This window comes from Streptomyces sp. NPDC055400 (genome assembly GCF_053644375.1).
The window spans coordinates 156381-173229 of sequence record NZ_JBSHLM010000021.1 but is presented as its reverse complement, the minus strand read 5'-3'; the positions used below and the strand labels follow the sequence as shown (position 1 = coordinate 173229).

Below are 16849 nucleotides of genomic sequence, written 5' to 3'. Positions count from 1 at the left end.
CCGGAGAGCGAGGGACTCACGTTGCGCCGCGCCGTCTGTCCGGGGTCGTTCGACCCCATCACCAATGGCCACCTCGACATCATCGGCCGAGCTTCCAAGCTGTACGACGTCGTGCACGTCGCGGTGATGATCAACCAGTCGAAGAAGGGTCTCTTCGAGATCGAGGAGCGCATCGAGCTGATCCGCGAGGTCACCGCCGAGTTCGGCAACGTCGAGGTCGAGTCCTTCCACGGACTGCTCGTCGACTTCTGCAAGCAGCGCGACATCCCGGCCATCGTGAAGGGTCTGCGCGCCGTCAGCGACTTCGACTACGAGCTGCAGATGGCCCAGATGAACAACGGCCTCACGGGCGTGGAGACCCTCTTCGTCCCCACCAACCCGACGTACAGCTTCCTGTCCTCGTCCCTGGTCAAGGAGGTCGCGGCCTGGGGCGGCGACGTCTCCCACCTGGTGCCGCCGGCGGTCTTCGAGGCGCTCACCCAGCGCCTCCCCAAGAAGTGACATCCGGGCGCCAGTTGGCCGTACAGTCGCCTTGTCCGTCTCCAACACCCCTGTAGAGAGTGGCGAGCACACGGTGGACGTGCAGAAGAAGCTCGATGAGATCGTCGCCGCGGTCGGCAATGCCCGGTCCATGCCCATGTCGGCCTCGTGCGTGGTCAACCGCGCCGACCTGCTCGCGATGCTCGAAGAGGTGCGCCAGGCACTGCCCGGCTCCCTCGCGCAGGCCGAGGAGCTGATCGGCGGGCGCGAGCAGATGGTGGAGCAGGCCCGTCAGGAGGCCGACCGGATCATCGAGACGGCGCACGCCGAGCGCGGTTCGCTGATCTCCGACACCGAGGTCGCCCGCCGCTCCCAGGACGAAGGGGAGCGGATCCTCAGCGAGGCCCGCAGGGAGGCCGAGGAGATCCGCGCGGAGGCCGACGACTACGTCGACTCCAAGCTCGCCAACTTCGAGGTCGTCCTCACCAAGACCCTCGGCTCCGTGGGCCGCGGCCGCGAGAAGCTCCTCGGCACCGGCCCCGGCGTCGACGACCAGGGCTACGAGGACGAGGACGCCCCCGAGCGCAGCCACGACCCCGAGACCCTGCGCCGCGACGCCGACTCGTACGTGGACGTGAAGCTCGGCGCCTTCGAGGCGGTCCTCGCCAAGACCCTCGAGGCGGTCGGCCGTGGCCGGCACACGCTCCAGGGCCGGGTCGCCAGCGACGAGCTGGGCACCCTCGGCGCGGACGGCACGGGCGGACAGCACACGAGCGACGCCGACTACCTCGCCGGACTCGCGGAGATCGGCAACGCCCCCGCGGAGCCGGACCGGGAGATCCCCCAGGCCCCGCAGATCCAGACCCCGCAGATCCCGGCCCAGCAGCCGGTGTACGCGACGCAGCAGCAGGACCCACAGCAGGACCTGTACGGGTACCAGCAGCACCAGCAGCAGCCCTACGGCCAGCAGGATCCGTACGCGGTGTACCAGCAGGACCCGTACGCGTACCAGCAGCAGGACCCGTACGCCGCCTATCCGCAGCACCAGCAGCAGGGCTACGACCAGGGTCAGGCCGGCTACGGGCAGCCGCAGGCGGCGCACGAGCCGGCGGCGCTCGACGAGACCAGCCTCTTCGACACGAGCATGATCAGCACGGAGCAGCTGAGGCAGTACGAACAGGGGCGCTGACTCCGGATTGGGCCGTGAGCGAAAGGTCCAGTATCCTGGTTCTTCGGTCGCGCGTACGTCCGCGATCACAGCTGCCCGGGTTCATTCGGGGCAGCGATCCCCTTGAGGGGATTGAACAACTTGAGCATCGAAGACCGAAGGCAGGACCAGCCCTGAGTACGCACCTCGACCACCGCAACCCTCTCGTGTTCGATACGCACGAGCTGGGACGGCGTCCTGGTGCTCAGCAGCGGCTGGCCCGCACGGTCGACGCCCCCAAGGACTTCGGTATCGAAGGGGTCGTCGGAGTGCCGGAAGGCGCGCCGATGGAGCTCGAGGTCCGTCTCGAGTCGGTCATGGAAGGGGTGCTTGTCACAGGCACCGCCCGTGCATCGGCTCAGGGGGAGTGCGTAAGGTGTCTGGAGCCGCTCGGCCTTGAGGTCGACGCGGATTTCCAGGAGATGTTCTCGTACCCTGACGCCGACGACCGGGGCCGCGCAGCGGAACCGGCCGACGACGCCGAGGAAGACGAGGACAGGCTCTTTCTCGAGGACGGCATGTTCGACCTCGAGCCTGTGCTGCGTGATGCGGTGGTGCTCGCACTGCCGATGCAGCCGGTGTGCCAGGACGACTGCCCGGGTCTGTGCTCCCAGTGCGGAGCTCGGCTCGCGGACGATCCGGACCACCACCACGACGCCGTCGACATCCGTTGGGCGGCACTGCAGGGACTCGCCGGGACCATCCAGGACGGCGAGAAGGACGAGATGAGCGGCGCCGAACCTGGCGTCGACGAGAAGCAGGAGAAGTAGCCGTGGCTGTTCCGAAGCGGAAGATGTCGCGCAGCAACACGCGCCACCGCCGGTCGCAGTGGAAGGCTGCGGTCCCCACCCTGGTTTCGTGTGAGCGTTGCCAGGAGCCCAAGCTGCAGCACATCGCGTGCCCCGCTTGCGGCACTTACAACAAGCGCCAGGTCCTCGAGGTCTGAGCGGCTGGTGAGAGGCGCAATGTCTGAGTCGAACAAGACGGACAATGCCTCGTCCCACACGCTTCTGGAAGGGCGGCTCGGGTACAAGCTCGAGTCCGCCCTTCTGGTGCGTGCACTGACCCACCGCTCGTACGCGTACGAGAACGGCGGTCTGCCGACGAACGAGCGGCTCGAGTTCCTCGGGGACTCCGTGCTCGGCCTCGTCGTCACGGACACGCTGTACACCACCCACCCCGACCTGCCCGAAGGCCAGCTGGCCAAGTTGCGGGCCGCGGTGGTCAACTCGCGTGCACTTGCGGAGGTCAGCCGTGGGCTCGACCTGGGTTCCTTCATCCGGCTCGGCCGGGGTGAAGAGGGCACGGGCGGCCGGGACAAGGCATCCATCCTCGCCGACACGCTCGAAGCGGTGATCGGCGCCGTCTATCTCGACCAGGGGCTGGACGCGGCGGGCGAACTCGTCCACCGTCTCTTCGATCCTCTGATCGAGAAGTCCTCGAATCTGGGTGCGGGCCTGGACTGGAAGACCAGTCTCCAGGAGCTCACCGCGACCGAGGGGCTCGGCGTTCCCGAGTACCTGGTCTCGGAGACCGGCCCCGACCACGAGAAGACCTTTACTGCTGCCGCCCGCGTCGGAGGCGTCTCGTACGGCACCGGCACCGGCCGCAGCAAGAAGGAAGCGGAGCAGCAGGCCGCTGAATCGGCATGGCGCGCGATCCGCGCGGCTGCCGACGAGCGCGCCGAGGCGGCGAAGACGGCTGACGCCGTCGAGGCCACCGTGGCAGCCGAGGGGAACGCCGACTCCTCCTCGGCGTCGGCCTGACGCCCGCATCCGAACTGTCCGGTGCCGACCGTCCCGAGGGGCGGTCGGCACCGTTCGTTTCGCATCCGAGCTTTCTGAGCCCTCACAAGGAGACACCGTGCCCGAGCTGCCCGAGGTCGAGGTCGTACGGCGCGGACTCGAGCGCTGGGTCGCCCACCGCACCGTCGCCCAAGTCGAGGTCCTGCACCCGCGCGCCGTGCGCCGCCACATCGGGGGCGGCGAGGACTTCGCGAACCGGCTGAAGGATCAGCGCATCGGCATACCCGAGCGGCGCGGGAAGTATCTGTGGCTGCCGCTGGAGCCGACGGGCGGCGCCGTCCTCGCGCACCTCGGGATGAGCGGACAGCTCCTGGTGCAGCCGGCCGGGGCGCCGGACGAGAAGCATCTGCGCATCCGCGTCCGCTTCGCCGACGAACTGGGTACGGAGCTGCGCTTCATCGACCAGCGCACCTTCGGCGGCCTCTCGCTGCACGAGACCGGCCCCGACGGGCTGCCGGACGTCATCGCGCACATCGCGCGCGACCCGCTGGACCCGGAGTTCGACGACGCCGCGTTCCACGAGGCGCTGCGCAGGCGCCGTACGACCATCAAGCGGGCCCTGCTCGACCAGTCGCTGATCAGCGGCGTCGGAAACATCTACGCGGACGAGGCGCTGTGGCGCTCAAAGCTCCACTACGAACGGCCGACCACCGGATTCACGCGCCCGCGCACCGCCGAACTCCTCGGCCACGTACGGGACGTGATGAACGCGGCCCTCGCCGTCGGCGGCACCAGCTTCGACAGCCTCTACGTGAATGTGAACGGCGAGTCCGGCTACTTCGACCGCTCGCTCGACGCCTACGGGCGCGAGGGTGAGCCGTGCCGGCGCTGCGGCACCATTATTCGCAGGCGCCCCTGGATGAACCGCTCCAGCTACTTCTGCCCGCGCTGTCAGCGGCCGCCGCGCGCCCCGTCCGCGTCGTAACGGGCGCGCGACGCGAGCACGTCGTCCATCCGGCCCTCGACGAACTGGATGAGGGCCAGGAGCCGTTCGGAGACCTCGCGCCCGAGCGGCGTCAGCTCGTAGTCCACGCGCGGCGGGTTGGTCGGCTGCGCCTCGCGGTGCACCAGGCCGTCGCGCTCCAGCGCGTGCAGGGTCTGCGACAGCATCTTCTCGCTCACGCCGTCCACGCGGCGCCGCAGCTCGTTGAAGCGGAAGCTGCCCTCGTGCAGCGCCCCGAGCGTGAGCGCTCCCCAGCGGCCCGTCACGTGCTCGAGGGTGCCGCGGGACGGGCACTGCCGGGAGAACACGTCGTACGCGAGGTCGCTGCCGCTCGATTCCATGCGGCAAGCGTACTCCGGCGCAGCGCGAACCTCCGGGGCGCGCTAACCACTGGTTAGCGCAGGGCGAGCGCCGATCGGTGCGGTCAGAAGCCGAAGTCCTGCGTCCACCACGGGCCGCCCGACCCGAAGTGCACGCCGACACCCAGCGTCTTGTAGTCGCAGTTGAGGATGTTCGCGCGGTGGCCGGGGCTGTTCATCCAGGAGTCCATGACGGACTGGGCGTTGGCCTGGCCCCGGGCTATGTTCTCGCCGCCCAGGTCCGTTATCCCGGCCTTCTTCGCGCGGTCCCAGGGCGTCGCGCCATCCGGATCCGTGTGGTCGAAGAAGCCCCGCGCCGCCATGTCCTCGCTGAAGTTCCCGGCGAGGGCGGCGAGGCCGCCGTCCGCGGTCACCGGCCTGCAGCCGGCCTTGGCCCGCTCCGTGTTGACCAGCGCGAGCACCTGGGCCTCGGCCGCCGCCTCGCCGGACGGGGCCTTCAGGCTCGGCGCCGCAGCCGGGGGCTTCGGCTTCGCGGTGGCGGTCTTCGACGGGGTCGCGGTCCTGGGCGAGGTCGTCGCACCGGAACTGGAGGACGTGCTCGTCGAAGCCGTCTTCGACGGGGTCGAAGACGGCTTCGACGAAGACTGCGAGGGCGAAGCGGAAGGAGAGTCCGAGCGCTCGGCGCTGCGGCTCGCGGAGGACGGGGCACGGTCGGCGCTGCCGTCCGTTCCGCCCTGCGTCTCGAGCCCCGAGGGAGAGTCGGCGGCGCGCACCTTGTCGGCGCCGTTGCCGCCGCCCAGCGAGTAGTTGTCCATGCCGGGGACCACCCCGGAGGCCACCGCGACGGCGCCCATCGCCACGGCGGCGGAGACTCCGAGGAGCCCCGTCCGCACCGGCCTGGCGACGCGCTTCCTGTGGCGGTGCGAGCCGCCCCGGCTCCCGGAGGGCGTGTACGCGACTTCGGGCTCGCCCGGGTAGGCGTCGTCGAACGCCCGGCCCAGGTCGCTGTTCGCCGTGGCGTGCGGGCCCGTGGTGTACGGGGAGGTGAATCCGTCGGGCGTGTACGTGTCCGCGTGCGCGCCGTCGTACGCGCCGTTGCGCCCGGCCCTGTACGTACCGTCGTGCCCGGCATACGAACCGGCCGTGCTGTCCGTGGCGCGACCCGTGGCGGCGCGGCCGGCGTCGGTGCGTCGGTGGCGACCCATCCTGTGGCCTTCCTCGTCCTCGCTGTGGGTAATGCGACTCACCCGTTCGAGTGAGTCGCATTGGTCCGGGACGGTACCCCACGACGCAAGGGGGCGAAGTGCTCCGAGTGCAATTGGCCGGTTAGCGTGCCCCTTATGAACGAAGACGTACGCATCACCGTCTGGGTGCGCGGACGCGTCCAGCGTGTGGGTTTTCGCTGGTTCACGCGGGCGAAGGCTCTGGAGATCGGCGGCCTGAGTGGCTTTGCTCTCAATTTGGACGACGGCCGGGTCCAAGTCGTCGCGGAGGGCTCACGCGCGAGCTGTCAGGGCCTTCTCGACTGGCTCCGCGACGGCGACACACCCGGGAGGGTCGACGGAGTCACCGAGATCTGGGACGCCCCGCGCGGCGGATACGCCGACTTCGCCATTCGCTGAGAAGGACGCGCAGGTCAGGCCCTCGAGAGGTGTTCATGGCATGCGCAGGGCAACTGCGCGGGGCATGAATGACCTGGTGGTTGCCAATAAGCGCTCGTCGTGGCAGGCTCGCGAAGTAAGGATGATCTCCACGCCCCCAGGGGCCCGAAGTGAGGCCGCGCCGCAGTATTCACGGTGCCGAGCCCCCGGGCTTACCCGTCGATACGGGGTGTGATCGTGTTGACCGTCAAACTTTTTGGTGAGACTCTGGAAGCCCCGCGCACCTTAGCTGTTTGGCATGTATGAACGGCAGCAAGACAACGAGTGCCAGGCACCGCGGGTGCGATTCCCTCACGACCCACACCGCTTCGGTCGGTCACTCATTGTGGAGGACCATCCATCATGGCAAAGGCGCTTCTCGGTTACGTCGGCGGTTCCGACCCGCGACTCCTCGCCGAGATGCGACGGCTCCAGCAGCGCGTCCAGGACCTCGAGTCCGAACTCGTTCGGATCCAGTCCGAGAACGACGCGCTCGCGGCTGCCGCTTCTCACGAATCGCTCCTCGAGAGCATCGACGTACCCCAGGCGGAGCCTGCGCTCACCTGACCACATCACGCACACGACACCAGTGGTCAGGCAGCCCTTTCATCAAGCCGCTTGATCAGTTTGCTCAGATCTGCAAGGGACGCTTTTCGCGTCCCTTCTTTCTGACTTTCCGCTCCCCGTGAGCCACCCCGTACCGCGCTCCCTCGAATGCCCCGACGATGCTCCGCGCGTCGACGTCTTTCTTTAACGTCTGATGTGCCCTGCACTTTCCTGGGCGAAACCGCGGGTTCATGGAGTGAGACACGCGCGGCGGGTAGAGTCCGGCGGCGTGCACCTCAAGGCCCTGACCCTGCGCGGGTTCAAATCGTTCGCCTCGGCCACCACATTGCGGTTCGAGCCGGGCATCACCTGCGTCGTCGGCCCCAATGGCTCGGGCAAGTCCAATGTCGTGGACGCCCTCAGCTGGGTCATGGGCGAGCAGGGTGCGAAGTCGCTGCGCGGCGGCAAGATGGAGGACGTCATCTTCGCCGGCACGACCGGGCGCCCGCCGCTCGGCCGCGCCGAGGTGTCGCTGACCATCGACAACTCCGACGGCGCGCTGCCCATCGAGTACGCCGAGGTCACCATCACGCGGATCATGTTCCGCAACGGCGGCAGCGAATACCAGATCAACGGCGACACGTGCCGGCTGCTCGACATCCAGGAGCTGCTGTCCGACTCCGGTATCGGGCGCGAGATGCATGTCATCGTCGGGCAGGGCCAGCTCGACTCCGTGCTCCACGCAGACCCGATGGGGCGCAGGGCGTTCATCGAGGAGGCCGCCGGCGTCCTCAAGCACCGCAAGCGCAAGGAGAAGGCGCTGCGGAAGCTGGACGCGATGAAGGCCAACCTCGCGCGCGTGCAGGACCTCAACGACGAGTTGCGGCGGCAGTTGAAGCCGCTCGGGCGCCAGGCCGCCGTCGCGCGCCGCGCCGCCGTCATCCAGGCCGACCTCCGCGACGCGCGGCTGCGCCTCCTCGCCGACGACCTCGTACGGATGCGGGGTGCGCTGCGCGCCGAGATCGAGGACGAGGCGGCGCTCAAGGAACGCAAGGACGCCGCCGAGGCCGAGCTGAAGAAGGCACTCCAGCGTGAGGCGCTCCTGGAGGCCGAGGTCAGGCAGCTCACACCGCGGCTCCAGCGCGCCCAGCAGACCTGGTACGAGCTGTCGCAACTGGCCGAGCGGGTGCGCGGCACCGTCTCGCTGGCCGACGCGCGGGTCAAGAGCGCGACGTCCGCCCCCGCGGAGGAACGGCGCGGGCGTGACCCCGAGGACATGGAGCGCGAGGCCGCCCGGATCCGCGAGCAGGAGGCCGAACTGGAGGCCGCGCTCGAGGCGGCCGAGCGCGCTCTCGACGACACGGTGGCCCACCGGGCCGACCTGGAACGGGAGTTGGCGGCCGAGGAGCGCCGGCTCAAGGACGCCGCCCGGGCCATCGCCGACCGGCGCGAGGGGCTCGCGCGGCTGAACGGGCAGGTCAACGCCGCCCGTTCGCGGGCCGCCGCGGCGCAGTCCGAGATCGACCGGCTGGCCGCCGCGCGGGACGAGGCGCGGGAGCGGGCCGTCGCGGCGCAGGAGGAGTACGAGCAGCTCAAGGCCGAGGTGGACGGCCTCGACGCCGGGGACGCGGAGCTCGGGGACCGGCACGACACGGCCAGGGCCGCCCTCGCCGACGCGGAGTCCGCGCTGACGGCGGCCAGGGAAGCCCTGACGTCCGCGGAACGCAAGCGGGCCGCTGTCTCCGCCAGGCATGACGCCCTCGCGCTCGGACTCCGTCGCAAGGACGGCACCGGCGCGCTGCTCGGGGCCCGCGACCGGCTGACCGGAGTCCTCGGCCCCGCGGCCGAACTGCTGTCCGTCACCCCAGGCTTCGAGGTCCCGGTCGCCGCGGCGTTCGGCGCCGCGGCCGACGCCATCGCCGTGACCACCCCCGCCTCCGCCGCGGAAGCGATCCGCCTCCTGCGCAAACAGGACGCGGGGCGCGCGGCGCTGCTGCTGGCGGGGGACGATTCCGCTTCGGGCGGGGGTGTGGGTGCGTCGTCGGCCGGGGGGTCGGTCGGTGGTGGGTCTGCGGATGGTGGGCCGGTGGCTGGTGGTGGCGTTTCCGCGGCTGCGGCCGGCGGCATGTCTGCCTCGGCGGGGGGTTCCCCTGACGGTGGGGCCGCCGGTGGTGGTGGCACTGGTGACGTACACGGTGGTGGCTCCCATGCGGCGAGTGCCGCGTCGGCGACCGGGGCGGGCGGTGTCGGTGAGGGGCCCGGTGGCCTCGGGCGTGCGTACCCGGGACGGGCTGCGCGGGGTGGGGACGGGCCGCCGCTCGTGGCCGATCTCGTGCGCGGGCCCTCCGAGTTGATGCCTGCCGTGCGGCGGCTGCTGCGGGGGATCGTGGTCGTCGGGACGCTCGAGGATGCCGAGGATCTTGTCTACGCGCGGCCCGAGCTGACCGCCGTCACCGCCGAAGGGGACCTGCTCGGTGCGCACTTCGCGCAGGGCGGTTCCGCCGGTGCGCCCAGTCTTCTCGAGGTGCAGGCCTCCGTCGACGAGGCCGCGGGCGAGCTGGCCGGGCTCGGGGTGCGGTGCGAGGAGCTGGCCGAGGCGCAGCGCACCGCGGTCGCCCGGCGCGCGGACGCCGCCGCTCTCGTGGAGGAGCTGGGGGAGCGGCGCCGGGCCGCCGACCGCGAGAAGTCGTCCGTGGCGCAGCAGCTCGGCCGCCTGTCCGGACAGGCGCGAGGCGCGGCCGGGGAGGCCGAGCGCAGCGCCGCCGCGGCCGCCAAGGCGCAGGACGCGCTGGAGAAGGCCGTCATGGACGCCGAGGAGCTGGCCGAACGGCTCGCCGTCGCCGAGGAGATGCCGGCCGACGAGGAGCCGGACACCGCGGTACGCGACCGGCTTGCCGCCGACGGGGCCAACGCCCGCCAGACCGAGATGGAGGCCCGGCTCCAGGCGCGTACGCACGAGGAGCGCGTGAAGGGCCTTGCCGGACGCGCCGATTCGCTGGACCGGGCGGCCCGCGCGGAGCGCGAGGCACGCGCGCGTGCGGAGCGGCAGCGCTCCAGGCTTCGCCACGAGGCGGCCGTGGCCGAGGCGGTGGCCTCCGGCGCCCGGCAGTTGCTCGCCCACGTCGAGGTATCCGTAGGGCGGGCCGAGCAGGAGCGGGCGTCCGCCGAGAGCGCCAAGGGCGGGCGGGAGCGGGAGCTCGTCGCCGAGCGGGCCCGCGGCCGGGACCTGAAGGCGGAGCTCGACAAGCTGACGGACTCGGTGCACCGGGGCGAGGTCCTCGGCGCCGAGAAGCGGCTGCGGATCGAGCAACTGGAGGCCAAGGCCCTGGAGGAACTCGGCGTCGAACCGGCCGGACTCGTATCGGAGTACGGCCCGCAGCAGCCCGTACCGCCCTCGCTTCCGGCCGAGGGCGAGGAGCTGCCCGACGACCCCGAGCACCCGCGCAATCAGCCGCGGCCGTTCGTGCGCGCGGAGCAGGAGAAGCGGCTCAAGTCCGCCGAACGGGCGTATCAGCAGCTGGGAAAGGTGAATCCGCTGGCTCTGGAAGAGTTTGCCGCGCTGGAGGAGCGCCACAAGTTCCTCAGCGAGCAGCTCGAGGACCTGAAGAAGACGAGGAGCGATCTCCTTCAGGTGGTGAAGGAAGTCGACGAGCGCGTCGAACAGGTCTTCACCGAGGCGTACCGGGACACGGCCCGAGAGTTCGAGGGGGTCTTCAGCCGGCTCTTCCCCGGCGGCGACGGACGGCTGATCCTGACCGATCCCGACAACATGCTCACCACGGGCGTCGACGTGGAGGCCCGGCCTCCGGGCAAGAAGGTCAAGCGGCTCTCGCTGCTCTCCGGCGGCGAGCGCTCCCTGACCGCCGTGGCGCTGCTCGTCTCGATCTTCAAGGCGCGGCCCAGCCCCTTCTACGTGATGGACGAGGTCGAGGCCGCGCTCGACGACACCAACCTCCAGCGCCTCATCCGCATCATGCAGGAGCTCCAGGAGGCCTCCCAGCTCATCGTGATCACGCACCAGAAGCGCACGATGGAGGTCGCCGACGCGCTCTACGGGGTGTCGATGCAGGGCGACGGGGTGTCGAAGGTGATCAGTCAGCGGCTGCGCTGACCGCGCGCCGGGCCGCCCGTACACCGGTCACCGGCCCGCCCGTACACGGGTCACCGGTGCGGCATCGCTGCGGCGTCGGCCGCGAGATCAGCCACAAGATCACTCACCAGTATTCGTTCAAGAGTTGAATGATGCCCGTGACCAGGGCGGCTGAAGTTCACAGTTACCCCCCTCTTGACTTCGAAACTTGAAGGCATAGTCTCTGCAACGTTGCTTTTACCTTCAGGTGGTGGGCGGCGTGAAGTTGTGCGCCACTGGAAGGGCTCTCACCCCCACCCCCGGCACCGCTGCCGGTGGCCCGAGGAGTACACGTGACCAGCACAGCGAAGCCGCCAAGCGCCCGAGAGGCTCACCCCGACCATCTCGGCCATGTCATCTTCATCACGGCGGCGGCCGCGATGGGCGGCTTTCTCTTCGGCTACGACAGTTCCGTGATCAACGGAGCCGTCGAGGCCATCCGTGACCGGTACGACATCGGGTCCGGAACGCTCGCCCAGGTCATCGCCATCGCCCTGATCGGCTGTGCGATCGGCGCGGCCACCGCCGGCCGGATCGCGGACCGCATCGGCCGTATCCGCTGCATGCAGATCGCGGCCGTCCTCTTCACGATCAGCGCCGTCGGCTCCGCACTGCCCTTCGCCCTGTGGGACCTGGCCTTCTGGCGGATCGTCGGCGGCTTCGGCATCGGCATGGCCTCCGTCATCGGCCCGGCCTACATCGCCGAGGTCTCGCCGCCCGCGTACCGCGGCCGCCTCGGCTCCTTCCAGCAGGCCGCGATCGTCGTCGGCATCGCCATCTCACAGCTCGTCAACTACGGCATCCTGCAGGCCGCCGGCGGCGACCAGCGCGGTGACGTCCTGGGCCTCGAGGCCTGGCAGGTCATGCTCGGCGTGATGGTCATCCCGGCCGTTCTCTACGGCATGCTGTCCTTCGCGATCCCCGAGTCGCCGCGCTTCCTCATCTCCGTCGGCCGCGAGGCCAGGGCGAAGGAGATCCTCGCCGAGGTCGAGGGCACGAAGGTCGACCTGGACGCCCGCGTCGCCGAGATCGAGCACGCGATGAAGAGCGAGCACAAGTCCACGTTCAAGGACCTGCTCTCCGGCAAGGGCAACGGCGGTCTCTACTTCAAGCCGATCGTCTGGATCGGTATCGGCCTCTCGGTCTTCCAGCAGTTCGTCGGCATCAACGTCGCGTTCTACTACTCCTCGACGCTGTGGCAGTCGGTCGGCGTGAACCCGACGGACTCGTTCTTCTACTCGTTCACCACGTCGATCATCAACATCATCGGCACCGTGATCGCGATGCTCCTGGTGGACCGCGTCGGCCGTAAGCCGCTGGCCCTGGTCGGTTCCGCCGGCATGGTCATCGGTCTCGCGCTGGAGGCCTGGGCGTTCTCGTACGACCTGGTGGACGGCAAGCTGCCGGCCACGCAGGGCTGGGTCGCCCTGATCGCCGCCCACTTCTTCGTCCTGTCCTTCGCCATGTCCTGGGGTGTCATCGTCTGGGTCTTCCTCGGCGAGATGTTCCCGAACAAGATCCGTGCCGCCGCGCTCGGCGTGGCCGCGTCCGCGCAGTGGATCGCCAACTGGGCCATCACCGCGAGCTTCCCGTCGCTGGCCGACTGGAACCTCTCCGGGACGTACGTCATCTACACAATCTTCGCCGCGCTCTCGATCCCCTTCGTGCTCAAGTTCGTGAAGGAGACCAAGGGCAAGGCGTTGGAGGAGATGGGTTAAGTCCCCGCTGCCATCTCCTCACCCTCGTCACTGCCCCGGCTCAGACCGCAAGGTCTTCGAGCCGGGGCAGTACGCTTTCGCAGAACAGGTGCAGGCTGCGCCAGCCCTCGTCGACCGGCATGCCGCCGGACAGCGGGTGCAGCACATAGCTGTCGAGGGCCTGCTCCACACACTCGTCGGGCGTGAGGATCCGGTAGACGCCCTCCGCGCGCAGCTCGTCGACCGTGGTGGCCCCCGATTTCACCGCCGACTTGATGTCGCCGGACTGCCAGGACGCGTACGTCCGCGCCTCGTGCAGGAAGTGCTCGCCGTGCTCGGCCCACACGCGGTCGGGGTCCTCGGCGACGTGCAGCAGCGGGGTCACCGCCGCGGGCATCATGGTCCAGCCCTCGGTTCCGTGCTCGACGAGCTGTTCCTTGTAGTACGCCTCGAGTTCGGGCAGATGCGCGCTCGGGAAGAACGGCAGGCCGAGGCGGGCCGCGCGCCGCGCCGCCGCCTGCGAGGAGCCGCCGACCAGGAGCAGCGGATGGGGCTGGGTGAACGGGCGCGGTGTGACGCGGACCGTGCGGCCGCGGAAGTCGAACTCCTCGCCCGTCCACGCCTTGAGCAGGGTGTCGAGGAGCTCGTCCTGGAGCTTGCCCCGCCGCTTCCACTCGACGTCGAACTGGCCGTACTCCTCGGGCCGGTAGCCGATTCCGGCGACGGTGACGAGCCGGCCTCCGCTGAGCAGGTCGAGTACCGCGATGTCCTCCGCGAGGTGCAGGGGATCGTGCAGCGGGCCGATGATCGCGGAGACCGTGACGGCGATGCGCCGGGTCGCGCCGAAGACGGCGCCCGCGAAGGTGAAGGGCGACGGCAGCCAGTTGTTGGCGACGCCGTGGTGCTCCTCGGTCTGGACCGTGGAGATGCCGCGGTCGTCGGCGTACGCCGCCATCTCGACGGCCGCCCTGTACCGGGCGCTCAGCGATTCGGGCGTCGCCGCGGGGTCCACGAGGTTGAAGCGCACGACCGTGACGGGCATGAGAAGTCCCCCTTCACAGGGCGGAGTTGGGCCGCTGGTGAGGGGGGACGGTAGCTGACGGAGCGTCAGACAGCCAGGGTCTCGTGCTCCTCTTCGTCACAGACCCCGGACGGGGCGGCGACGGCGGGCTTCGGCAGGGCCATGTACAGCAGGCCGGAGATCACGATCGTGGCGACCCAGCCGAGGCCGTACTCGCCGATCGGGTTGTTGGCGGCGAGCGGGCCGGTGAACCAGTCGGACGTGGTGAACATCAGGCCGCTGATCAGGCCGATCGCCCAGGAGGCGACGGCTGCCGGGCTGAAGCCGCCCGTGTACCAGTAGGCGCTGGTGCGCGTCGTGTCGACGAGGGCCTCGGCGTCGTACTCCTTGCGCCGCAGCATGTCGGCGCCGAAGACGCCGACCCAGGCCGAGAACGCCACCGCGAGCAGCGACAGGAAGGCGATGAACGAGCCCATGAAGCTGGTCGCGACGAGCATCAGGATGCCGCCGAAGATCAGCGAGATCAGCGCGTTGATCGAGACGGCCCAGTGGCGCGGGACCTTGAAGCCGAGGGTCTGGGCGGTGAAGCCCGCCGAGTACATCGACATCGAGTTGATCAGCAGCATGCCGACCAGGGCGATCAGGAGGTACGGGACCGCGATCCACAGCGGCAGGATCTCGCCGAGGAAGGAGACCGGGTCGGCGGCCGAGGCCAGGTCGGGCGTGGAGACCGCCATGACGGCGCCCATCAGGACCATCGGCAGGACGACGATGCCGGCGCCGCCCACCGAGTTGCGCACGATCGCGACCGACGAGGCCGTGCGCGGCAGGTAGCGCGTGAAGTCCGGCGACGAGGGGATCCAGCTGACGCCGCCCGCGGCGATCAGGCCGATACCGGCGACCATCAGCGACATCTTGCCCGCGGGCTGGTCGAAGACGCGGGTCCAGTCGGTGTTGGCGATCAGGTAGACCAGCACGAGGACCGAGAAGAGACCGAAGAGGTACGTCGCGTACTTGTTGCACTTCTGCACGGCGTTGATCCCTAGACCGGAGATCACGAACGTCGTGACGACGAAGAGCAGCAGCGTGACGATCACCAGGACGTTGTTGCTCTTCACGCCGAAGAGGATGTCCAGGACGGTGAGCACGGCGTAGGCGCCGGTCACCGCGTTGATCGTCTCCCAGCCCCAGCGGGCGACCCAGATGAGCGAGCCCGGCAGCAGGTTGCCGCGCTGGCCGAAGACCGCGCGCGACAGGGCCATGCCCGGGGCACCGCCGCGCTTGCCGGCGATGCCGATCAGGCCGACGAGGCCGTACGAGACAATGGGGGCGGCGATCGCGACGACGAGTGCCTGCCAGAAGTTGAGCTTGTACGAGACGACCAGGCTCGCGCCCATCGTGAGCAGCAGCACGCTGATGTTGGCGGCGACCCAGGTGGGGAACAGCTCACGGGTCCTGGCGGTGCGCTCGGACTCGGGGACGGGCTCGATGCCGCGGGTCTCGAGTGCGCCTTCGGATTCGGCAGTCTTGCTCATGCGGTGGGGTTCCGTGCCTCTCGCTCGGCTCCGTGGGTGTTGGCGGGGGGAGCCGGTGGGGGGTGTGGGGAGGGGACGCTGTGGACTCTACGCGCGTTGCATCATCCTCTTCCATCGTACTTTAGTCCGAGTAATCCACTCAAGTGGCTTATGTTCTTTAGAGGAAGCCACAAGAGCGGTGTCCCCGGTGCCCATGGCTGATACTGGACGCGTTATGGAAATCGTCATCCTTGCTGTAGTCATCGCCGTGGTCGTGATCGGCGCACTCGGCGGGCTCGTGGTCGGCAGCCGCAGAAGGAAGCAGCTGCCCCCGCCGCCCCCCTCCGTGCCCGACATCACCGCCCCTCCGGCCGAGCCGCACGTCGGCGAAGAGGCCGAGACGCCGCGCGACGAACCCCGCCGCACGATCGAGGAGGTCGACCTCCCGCTCGTCGAGCCGGAGCCGTCCGCGCCCATCGCGGTGGAGGAGCCCCCGGCTCCGGCCGCGCCCGAGATCGAGGTCCCCGAGCCGACCGCGGGGCGCCTCGTGCGCCTGCGCGCCCGGCTCTCCCGCTCGCAGAACGCGCTCGGCAAGGGGCTGCTCACGCTCCTGTCGCGCGAGCACCTGGACGAGGACACCTGGGAGGAGATCGAGGACACCCTGCTCACCGCCGACGTCGGCGTGCAGCCCACGCAGGAGCTCGTCGACCGGCTGCGCGAGCGCGTCAAGGTGCTCGGCACCCGCACGCCCGACGAGCTGCGCACGCTGCTGCGCGAGGAGCTGCTGCAGCTCCTCGTCCCGGAGTTCGACCGCGCGGTCAACACCGACTCGCCGCTCGACACCCCGGGCATCGTGATGGTCGTCGGTGTCAACGGCACCGGCAAGACCACCACCACCGGCAAGCTCGCGCGCGTGCTCGTTGCTGACGGCAAGAACGTGGTGCTCGGTGCCGCCGACACCTTCCGCGCCGCCGCCGCCGACCAGCTGCAGACCTGGGGCGAGCGCGTCGGTGCCCGCACCGTGCGCGGCCCCGAGGGCGGGGACCCCGCGTCCATCGCCTTCGACTCCGTCAAGGAGGGCATCGAGGAGGGCGCCGACGTCGTCCTCATCGACACCGCGGGCCGCCTGCACACCAAGACCGGCCTCATGGACGAGCTCGGCAAGGTCAAGCGCGTCGTCGAGAAGCACGCCCCGCTCGACGAGATCCTGCTCGTCCTCGACGCGACGACCGGGCAGAACGGCCTGGTCCAGGCCCGCGTCTTCGCCGAGGTGGTGGACATCACCGGCATCGTGCTCACCAAGCTCGACGGCACGGCCAAGGGCGGCATCGTCATCGCCGTGCAGCGCGAGCTGGGCGTGCCGGTGAAGCTGATCGGCCTGGGCGAGGGCCCCGACGACCTGGCTCCCTTCGAGCCGGAGGCGTTCGTGGACGCGCTGATCGGCGAGTAGCCGTACGGACGTCTCTTCGCACAGGGAAGCGGGCGCGCCCCCGGCACCGGGGGGGTGCAAGTGTGGTGGTGGGGGCCCCGGCCGCGGGGTGGGTTTC

Annotated in this window: 15 protein-coding genes; 11 read left to right on the top strand and 4 right to left on the bottom strand. The window is 69.9% G+C overall.

What is annotated here, in order from left to right; translation table 11 throughout:
* The first annotated feature begins 21 nt into the window (after positions 1-21).
* The 6 genes from coaD (at position 22) to mutM (ending at position 4417) form a co-directional block, all read left to right on the top strand.
* On the top strand, positions 22-501 hold the full coding sequence (gene coaD, locus ACWIGU_RS41010; RefSeq protein WP_227300596.1) for a pantetheine-phosphate adenylyltransferase: 480 nt from the start codon (positions 22-24) through the stop codon (positions 499-501).
* Between the two features lie 73 nt (positions 502-574).
* A complete protein-coding gene (locus tag ACWIGU_RS41005; RefSeq protein ID WP_454406946.1) occupies positions 575-1669 on the top strand; it encodes a cell division initiation protein in 1095 nt (364 codons plus the stop codon).
* A 152-nt stretch (positions 1670-1821) separates the two neighbouring features.
* A complete protein-coding gene (locus ACWIGU_RS41000; protein ID WP_454406944.1) occupies positions 1822-2457 on the top strand; it encodes a YceD family protein in 636 nt (211 codons plus the stop codon).
* Between the two features lie 2 nt (positions 2458-2459).
* Positions 2460-2633, top strand: coding sequence for a 50S ribosomal protein L32 (rpmF, locus tag ACWIGU_RS40995; RefSeq protein WP_030361955.1), 174 nt, complete (start codon positions 2460-2462; stop codon positions 2631-2633).
* A gap of 19 nt (positions 2634-2652) precedes the next feature.
* Positions 2653-3453, top strand: a complete 801-nt coding sequence (gene rnc / locus ACWIGU_RS40990; RefSeq protein ID WP_100595043.1) for a ribonuclease III — start codon at positions 2653-2655, stop codon at positions 3451-3453.
* A 97-nt stretch (positions 3454-3550) separates the two neighbouring features.
* Positions 3551-4417 carry a bifunctional DNA-formamidopyrimidine glycosylase/DNA-(apurinic or apyrimidinic site) lyase gene (gene mutM, locus ACWIGU_RS40985; RefSeq protein WP_454406911.1) on the top strand — a complete coding sequence of 289 codons (867 nt, stop codon included), beginning with the start codon at positions 3551-3553 and terminating at the stop codon, positions 4415-4417.
* Here mutM and ACWIGU_RS40980 read toward each other — a convergent pair.
* Together ACWIGU_RS40980 and ACWIGU_RS40975 are read right to left on the bottom strand one after the other, a co-directional pair.
* Entirely contained in the window at positions 4384-4776 is a 393-nt protein-coding gene (locus ACWIGU_RS40980; RefSeq protein WP_326773929.1) for a winged helix-turn-helix transcriptional regulator, read from the bottom strand. The genes mutM and ACWIGU_RS40980 overlap by 34 nt on opposite strands.
* A gap of 83 nt (positions 4777-4859) precedes the next feature.
* On the bottom strand, positions 4860-5960 hold the full coding sequence (locus ACWIGU_RS40975; RefSeq protein ID WP_454406910.1) for a CAP domain-containing protein: 1101 nt from the start codon (positions 5958-5960) through the stop codon (positions 4860-4862).
* Positions 5961-6095: 135 nt separating this feature from the next.
* On the opposite strand from ACWIGU_RS40975, the gene ACWIGU_RS40970 reads away from it, so the two are divergent.
* The 4 genes from ACWIGU_RS40970 to ACWIGU_RS40955 all read left to right on the top strand — a co-directional run bounded on the left by ACWIGU_RS40970 (position 6096) and on the right by ACWIGU_RS40955 (position 12788).
* Entirely contained in the window at positions 6096-6377 is a 282-nt protein-coding gene (locus tag ACWIGU_RS40970) for an acylphosphatase (protein WP_454406909.1), read from the top strand.
* 381 nt (positions 6378-6758) lie between these two features.
* Complete coding sequence (locus ACWIGU_RS40965; RefSeq protein WP_116509408.1) at positions 6759-6962, top strand: hypothetical protein; 204 nt, start codon at positions 6759-6761, stop codon at positions 6960-6962.
* Positions 6963-7230: 268 nt separating this feature from the next.
* A complete protein-coding gene (locus ACWIGU_RS40960; protein ID WP_454406908.1) occupies positions 7231-11052 on the top strand; it encodes an AAA family ATPase in 3822 nt (1273 codons plus the stop codon).
* A gap of 311 nt (positions 11053-11363) precedes the next feature.
* Positions 11364-12788 carry a sugar porter family MFS transporter gene (locus ACWIGU_RS40955; protein WP_454406907.1) on the top strand — a complete coding sequence of 475 codons (1425 nt, stop codon included), beginning with the start codon at positions 11364-11366 and terminating at the stop codon, positions 12786-12788.
* Positions 12789-12828: 40 nt separating this feature from the next.
* Here ACWIGU_RS40955 and ACWIGU_RS40950 read toward each other — a convergent pair whose 3' ends face one another.
* Together ACWIGU_RS40950 and ACWIGU_RS40945 are read right to left on the bottom strand one after the other, a co-directional pair.
* Entirely contained in the window at positions 12829-13809 is a 981-nt protein-coding gene (locus ACWIGU_RS40950) for an LLM class flavin-dependent oxidoreductase (protein ID WP_454406906.1), read from the bottom strand.
* A gap of 65 nt (positions 13810-13874) precedes the next feature.
* The gene (locus ACWIGU_RS40945) at positions 13875-15323 is read right to left on the bottom strand and encodes a cytosine permease (RefSeq protein ID WP_454406905.1); all 1449 of its coding nucleotides are present in this window, start codon (positions 15321-15323) and stop codon (positions 13875-13877) included.
* Positions 15324-15537: 214 nt separating this feature from the next.
* Here ACWIGU_RS40945 and ftsY point away from each other — a divergent pair, with 214 nt between their 5' ends.
* Complete coding sequence (gene ftsY, locus ACWIGU_RS40940; RefSeq protein WP_454406904.1) at positions 15538-16752, top strand: signal recognition particle-docking protein FtsY; 1215 nt, start codon at positions 15538-15540, stop codon at positions 16750-16752.
* Positions 16753-16849: the final 97 nt, after the last annotated feature.

Coding starts and splice junctions, on each gene's coding strand:
- rnc (WP_100595043.1), top strand. CDS start 2,653: ATGTCTGAGTCGAACAAGACGGACAATGCCTCGTCCCACACGCTTCTG.
- ACWIGU_RS40980 (WP_326773929.1), bottom strand. CDS start 4,776: ATGGAATCGAGCGGCAGCGACCTCGCGTACGACGTGTTCTCCCGGCAG.
- ACWIGU_RS40975 (WP_454406910.1), bottom strand. CDS start 5,960: ATGGGTCGCCACCGACGCACCGACGCCGGCCGCGCCGCCACGGGTCGC.
- ACWIGU_RS40970 (WP_454406909.1), top strand. CDS start 6,096: ATGAACGAAGACGTACGCATCACCGTCTGGGTGCGCGGACGCGTCCAG.
- ACWIGU_RS40965 (WP_116509408.1), top strand. CDS start 6,759: ATGGCAAAGGCGCTTCTCGGTTACGTCGGCGGTTCCGACCCGCGACTC.
- ACWIGU_RS40950 (WP_454406906.1), bottom strand. CDS start 13,809: ATGCCCGTCACGGTCGTGCGCTTCAACCTCGTGGACCCCGCGGCGACG.
- ACWIGU_RS40945 (WP_454406905.1), bottom strand. CDS start 15,323: ATGAGCAAGACTGCCGAATCCGAAGGCGCACTCGAGACCCGCGGCATC.
- ftsY (WP_454406904.1), top strand. CDS start 15,538: ATGGAAATCGTCATCCTTGCTGTAGTCATCGCCGTGGTCGTGATCGGC.